This window comes from Microvirga yunnanensis (assembly GCF_025460875.1).
Genome location: NZ_JAMXFI010000057.1, coordinates 45035 through 51253, shown reverse-complemented (window position 1 = coordinate 51253; position 6219 = coordinate 45035). Strand labels below are relative to the sequence as shown.

Sequence of the window (6219 nt, the reverse complement as noted above, 5' to 3'; positions counted from 1 at the left end):
CCGCGAGCAGGAGAACCGACCGCTTCCACCCGGTCAGCGAGGCTGCAAGCATCGCGTAGGGAAGCCCGATGACCGCGCAGGCGACCGTCACCATGGCGGCGACCATAAGGGTGCGCAGCATGATGAGGCGGTGTGCCGAGACGTCCGCAGCCTCGGCCACGATGCTGCCCGACGTGTCGCGCTTCAAGTCGACGGCCGCGAGGATGTTGCGATCCGTATAAGGCGGCATCGCCTCCTTGAGCGCCACCCAGAAGCGCGTGTCGCTCCAGCGCGGATCGACCGCAAGAAGATCCACCTGCGCGGGATCGGGCGCGGCTTTGACCGCGGGGATCGTCCGCCCGAGCAGGGTGCGGAAGCCCGATGCTGCGCTGTTGAGCCGGCGCACGGCCTCGCCCAGAGCCTGCTCGTCCGAGGCAGCCGAAAGATCCTGCACGAGCGCCTTGCGGGTCGCTTCCGAAGGCACACCCTGGCCATTCCAGGAAACGATGCTGGCCGCCGTTCGCGGCAGAACCTTGCTGACCGCGTCGTCGACGAAGGCGGCGGTGACCATCGTCCAGAGGGGCCACAGGAAGAAAACCGCCAGGAAGGCGAGGACCGGCATGACCAGCAACAGGGCGCCGGAGCGCTCGCGGAGAACAGCCGATTTCATCGGGCGAGCACCGTGCAGTCACTGGGATCGAACGAGGCGACGACGGGCGCGCCGACGGTCCAATGCCCTGCCAGCCGCTCGCACCGCGCCACCAGGCTGAAATCGTCACGGGTGAGTTGAACCCGCATGTGGTCACCGTGATAGATGCAGTCGGCGATCGTCATGTCGAGCGTGTTGCTCCCTTCCGGAGCCACCCCGAGACGGATCCGCTCGGGACGCAGCGAGAAGGATGCGGTCTGCCCGGCTGAGAGGCCATCCGCAGCATGCGCGTGCGCGCTGAGGCCGGCGCCGAGGGAGAGGCGGGCGACGTGATTGTCGATGTTCGCGATCTTGGCCTCGATCAGGTTGGTCTCGCCGATGAACTCCGCCACGAAGCGCGTGCGCGGCGTGTCATAGATCACCTGAGGATTGTCGATCTGCTCGATCCGCCCGGCGTTGAACACCGCGATGCGGTCCGACATCGTGAGCGCCTCTGACTGGTCGTGGGTCACGAAGACGATGGTGAGACCGAGGCGCTTGTGCAGTTCGCGGATCTCGAGCTGCATGTGCTCGCGCAGCTGCTTGTCGAGCGCGCCGAGCGGCTCGTCCATGAGGATCACGCTCGGCTCGAACACAAGGGCGCGCGTGAGCGCGATGCGCTGCTGCTGACCGCCCGAGAGCTGCGAGGGCCGCCGATCCTTCAACGACTTGAGTTTCACCATGTCGAGTGCGCGCTCGACCCGTTGGGTGATCTCGGCGCGCGGCACGCGCTGCATCTCGAGCGGGAAGGCAACGTTCTCGGAAACCGTCATGTGCGGAAAAAGAGCATAGTTCTGGAACACGACGCCCATCTGCCGGCGATAGGGCGGCAGGTGATCGATGCGCTTTCCGTCGAGATAGATTGCGCCCTGTGTCGGTCGTTCGAATCCTGCCAGCATCATCAGGATCGTGGTTTTGCCGGAACCGGACGGGCCCAGAAGACTGACGAACTCGCCCTTTTCGATGGCGAGATCGAGCGCGTTCACCACGGTGAGACTGCCGAAGGCTTTCGAGACCGACTCGAACTGAATGAAGGGTCGCATTTCGCTATGCCCTGGATCGTGGTTGCCGCAGGTGAAACCTTGGAGGGTACTGCATCCTGTGCGCTCGGCTCGGCCAAAATGGCAATGGCCGTCTCCGCGCGGACGAGGCGCGGGCTTTCGCCCGCGCCTTGACTTGGTGGCGGATTGGACGCGCCAGGAGCGGAGTGATGCATCGAGCCTCTGAAACTCGCATGTCGCCCGCTCCTGCCTGCATGGATTGTCTCGCCGTTACTTTGCAAGCCAAGCGTTGAAGCGCTTGTTGAGCTCCTCAATGTTGTCGATCCAGTAGTCGGCGTCGAGCGCCACCGCGCCAGACAGGTTCTCAGGCGCGGTCGGCAGGTCCTTCTGCAGGTTTGCCGGCACGGCGGCTGCAGCCGCTTTGTTCGGAAGGCCGTAGGCGATGTATTCCGGCAGCTTCACCTGGTTTTCCGGCACGTTCGCGAAGGCGATGAAGTCCATCGCGGCGTCCTTGTTCGGGCTGCCCTTCATGATCACCCAGCTGTCGATGGCGTAGAGGCTGCCCGGCCACACGACCTTGAAGTTCTTGCCTTCGGTCTTGTTGATGCCCGAGATGCGGCCGTTATAGGCGGTGGTCATGACCACCTCGCCGGAGGCCAGGAGCTGCAGCGGCTGAGCGCCCGATTCCCACCAGACGATGTTCGGCTTCAACTCGTCGAGCTTCTTGAACGCGCGATCGATGCCCTCAGGCGTGCCCAGCACCTTATAGACGTCGGCGGGAGGCACGCCGTCGGCCATCAGGGCGAACTCGAGCGCGTATTTCGGGCCACGGCGGAAGCCGCGCTTGCCGGGGAACTTCTTGGTGTCCCAGAAGTCGGCCCATGATTGCGGAGCTTGCTTCAGGCGGTCCGCGTCATAGCTGAGGGCGGTCGACCATACGATGGCGCCCACGCCGCAATCGTTGACAGCGGCCGGAAGGTAGGCGTCCTTGCCACCGAGCTTGCTCCAGTCGAGCTTCTCGTAATAGCCGTCCGCGCACCCGAGCGCGAGTTCCTCGGACTCGACCTGCACCACGTCCCAGTTCGGCACGCCGGCCTTGATCTTGGCCGCGATCACGCCGATGCCTCCGTCCCAGCTCTCGTCGAGAACGGGCTTGCCGGTCTTCTTGGCGAAGGGCTCGAAATAGATCTTCTTCTGCGCGTCCTGGTAGTTGCCGCCCCAGGACACGACGGTGAGATCGCGAGCCTGAGCCGATGTGACGGCCGCGCCCGCGACAAGAGCCGCGAGGCAGGCGGCGAGCGTCAGTTTCTTGGCGAGTGTCATGTTTGGGTCCCTCTCTGGTTATTGGCGCCCCCGGCAGGCAAGCACATCCGCGGTCGAAGTTGGAAGCGGCTTGGCTCCGTCGCGGTGAAAATATTGAACGTCGACCCGGTTGGCCTCTGTCGGTTTGAAGGTCAGTAGGTTGGTGGCGTGACGGCGCTGAGAACGGTGCTCGGCTCGTTGGCCACGTTCCGGAAACGGTGGGGCATGCGGCTGTCGAAATAATAGCCGTCGCCCGCCTTGAGCACGCGGCATTCGTCGCCCACCGTGACCTCGACGGCACCGTGCAGCACCGTTCCGGCTTCCTGCGCCGAATGGGAGAACGGCTCTCCCGTATCGGCTCCGACTGCATAGGTCTCATGCAGCATCAGGATCTGCCGGTTGGGATGGTTCATGCCCAACATGCGGTACGAGATCGTCTGCGCCTTGCCAATCTCGACCCATTCATCGGCCCCGTAGAACGGCGAGTGACGCACGGCGGAGTTCAGGTCCGAGAAGAAGCCCGTCAGGGTGGTGCCGAGAGCATCCAGAATGGCGCTGAGCGTGTCGACCGACGGGCTCATGCGGTCCCGCTCGATGAGCGAGATCGAGGAATGCGAGATGCCGGATCTCAAGGCCACCTCACGAACTCCGAGGTTCCGCCGGCGGCGAAGCTCTCTGAGCCGGGTCCCGATCTTCGGCATGCCTACCCCTTCCTCGTCTGAGGGCCTCGCCCCGTCCAAACCCGATGAGAGTCCGGCGTGGCCGCAGGCTGCATTCTCACCATCTTAGGCATGGTTAGAATACTGAACAAGAGGGTCGGGGCCAATTGAGAAGCTCCACGACATCATCGAGAGTCGAGACCCGTCAAAAGGAACAAACAATGTTACGATCGATGTCGAGTCCGACCGGGAAGGTCACACATCTCAAAGCCCCGAAGCGCGACGCCGATACGGACAATCGCGCGATCGAAGCCACCGTGCGTGACATCATCGGCGCCGTGCGGACGCGCGGGGACGCGGCCGTGCGGGAATACGGCAACGCGTTCGACAAGGTGGATGTGGCCGCTTTCGAAGTCGCCGACGAGGAGCGCGCCGAGGCCGTGCGCAACCTCGATCCGCAGACCCGGCAGGACACGGAGTTCGCCATCGAGCGCGTCCGCGCCTTCGCCCAGGCGCAGCTCGGCACCATCCTGCCCCTGGAGATCGAAGCCCTGCCCGGCCTCAATCTGGGGCACCGCGTGATCCCGATCAAAACCGTCGGCGCCTACGTGCCCGGCGGGCGTTATCCGCTCCTGTCCGCTCCGATCATGACGATCGTGCCCGCCAAAGTCGCCGGATGCGAGGAGGTCATCGCCTGCCTTCCGCCGACGGCCCACCCGGCCATGATCGCCGGCTGCCATCTCTCGGGCGCCGACCGGATCTTCCGCATCGGCGGTGCGCAGGCGATTGCCGCGATGGCCTATGGCACGGAGACGGTGCCAGCCGTCGACAAGATCGTCGGCCCCGGCAACGCCTTCGTCAACGAGGCCAAGCGCCAAGTGTTCGGCCCCGTGGGCATCGACCAGCTCGCCGGCCCGAGCGAAATCTTCGTTTTGGCCGACGAGACAGGCGATCCGGAAATGATCGCCGTGGACCTTCTGGCGCAGGCCGAGCACGACATCCGCACGCGCGTGGGCCTCATCACCACGAGCCGGGAACTGGCCGAGGCCACTCTCGCACAAGTCGAGCGCCAGCTTCAGAACCTTTCCACCGCGAATGTTGCCGGCCCTGCCTGGCGCGACTACGGCGAGATCGCCGTATGCGCCGACAAGGAGGCGATGACCGCCTATTCGGACTTTATCGCGGCCGAGCACCTGCAGGTGCACACGCGCGATCCGCATGCGACCGCCAAAAAGCTGCGCAACTACGGCTCGCTGTTCATCGGGCCACTCTCCAGTGTCGTTTATTCGGACAAATGCTGCGGCACCAACCACACGCTGCCGACCATGGGCGCCGGCCGCTACACGGGCGGCCTCTGGGTCGGCTCCTACGTGAAGGTTTGCACCCACCAATGGCTCGACGAGCGCGGCGTCGCGGCCGTTGCGCCGCCTGCCTGTCGCCAGAGCGAGAGCGAAGGCCTCGAAGGGCATCGCCGCGCGGCCGCCTTCCGCCTGGGCCGCGAACAACTCCTGAAGAACGGACCGGTCTGATCTTACACGCGGCGACCGGCCCTGCCGCCGGTCGCCGATCGTTTATCTGCCTGCTGCACCATCGATTCCGTTAGAGCATCGGACGGACCCAGAGGGCCGCGTCAGCGAAAAGTGGCCCCGGTTTTCCGTCCTGACCGATGCTCTCATTCAAGAAGAAAGCATCGGATGGATCCCAAAAGTGCAAGTCCACTTTTGGGTCCGATGCTTTAGAGCGCGTTGACATTCAGGATTCCCGCGGGCTCGCAAGTCTGATTCAAGCTCCTTTTGGGAGCGGAGATTCGGGTGAGCGGAGTGCGTCTGATTTTGAAAGATCACCAGTGGGATCGGATGGAGCCGCATTTGCCAGGCAAGCGCATGGATCCCGGCCGAACGGCGGTCGATAGCCGGTTGTTCGTGGAAGCCGTGCTCTGGCTAGCCCGAACAGGGTCGCCGTGGCGGGATCTGCCGGACCTCTTCGGCAACTGGAACAGCGCCTTTGTGCGCTTCTCGCGCTGGTCCAAGAGCGGCGTCTGGGACCGGCTTTTTGCCGCCATGGCCGATGAGCCCGACTTCGAATACATCATGATCGACTCAACCATTGTCCGGACGCACCAGCATGCGGCAGGCAAAAAGGGGGGCCTGAGGCTCGTGCGATCGGACGTTCCCGTGGCGGGCTGACCACCAAGATCCATGCCGTCGTCGATGCTTTGGGCAATCCGCTCCGCTTCATCCTGACGCCGGGACAGGCGAGCGATATCACTCAGGCTGAAGCCTTGATCGCTGATCTTCCCGCCGACCATGTCTTGGGCGACAAGGGCTACGACGCCAAGCCGTTGCGCGAGGCCATCGAGAGCCAGGAGGCCGTGCCGGTCATCCCGCCCAGGACAACCTCGCCGCAAGTTGCCTGCGACTACGCCCTTTATTGTGAGCGCAACCTCGTCGAGCGCTTCTTCTTGAAAATCAAGCACTTCAGGCGCATCGCCACCCGCTACGAACAAACCCCGCGGGCGTTCATGTCACTCCTTTGCCTCGTCAGCGCATTCATCTGGACCAAGTGAATGTCAACGCGCTCTAGTGCATCG

General features: G+C 64.1%; 5 protein-coding genes and 1 pseudogene. 2 read left to right on the top strand and 4 right to left on the bottom strand.

What is annotated here, in order from left to right; genetic code table 11:
• The 4 genes and pseudogenes from NF876_RS24655 to NF876_RS24640 form a co-directional block, all read right to left on the bottom strand.
• Positions 1-649: pseudogene (locus NF876_RS24655) on the bottom strand (ABC transporter permease); the annotation flags it as partial.
• Positions 646-1710, bottom strand: a complete 1065-nt coding sequence (locus NF876_RS24650; RefSeq protein WP_262266361.1) for an ABC transporter ATP-binding protein — start codon at positions 1708-1710, stop codon at positions 646-648. The pseudogene NF876_RS24655 and the gene NF876_RS24650, both read right to left, overlap by 4 nt.
• A 228-nt stretch (positions 1711-1938) precedes the next feature.
• Complete coding sequence (locus tag NF876_RS24645) at positions 1939-2991, bottom strand: ABC transporter substrate-binding protein (RefSeq protein ID WP_262271096.1); 1053 nt, start codon at positions 2989-2991, stop codon at positions 1939-1941.
• A 131-nt stretch (positions 2992-3122) separates the two neighbouring features.
• A complete protein-coding gene (locus tag NF876_RS24640; RefSeq protein ID WP_204241287.1) occupies positions 3123-3671 on the bottom strand; it encodes a cupin domain-containing protein in 549 nt (182 codons plus the stop codon).
• Positions 3672-3850: 179 nt separating this feature from the next.
• Here NF876_RS24640 and hisD point away from each other — a divergent pair, with 179 nt between their 5' ends.
• Positions 3851-5158, top strand: coding sequence for a histidinol dehydrogenase (hisD, locus tag NF876_RS24635; protein WP_262271095.1), 1308 nt, complete (start codon positions 3851-3853; stop codon positions 5156-5158).
• 327 nt (positions 5159-5485) lie between these two features.
• Positions 5486-6195, top strand: a protein-coding gene (locus NF876_RS24630; RefSeq protein ID WP_262271098.1) for an IS5 family transposase whose coding sequence is annotated in 2 segments (ribosomal slippage) — positions 5486-5765 and positions 5765-6195 — 711 coding nt in all. Because the reading frame shifts where the segments join, the coding sequence is not laid out codon by codon here.
• The last annotated feature ends 24 nt before the right edge of the window (positions 6196-6219 follow it).

Coding starts and splice junctions, on each gene's coding strand:
- NF876_RS24650 (WP_262266361.1), bottom strand. CDS start 1,710: ATGCGACCCTTCATTCAGTTCGAGTCGGTCTCGAAAGCCTTCGGCAGT.
- NF876_RS24645 (WP_262271096.1), bottom strand. CDS start 2,991: ATGACACTCGCCAAGAAACTGACGCTCGCCGCCTGCCTCGCGGCTCTT.
- NF876_RS24640 (WP_204241287.1), bottom strand. CDS start 3,671: ATGCCGAAGATCGGGACCCGGCTCAGAGAGCTTCGCCGCCGGCGGAAC.
- hisD (WP_262271095.1), top strand. CDS start 3,851: ATGTTACGATCGATGTCGAGTCCGACCGGGAAGGTCACACATCTCAAA.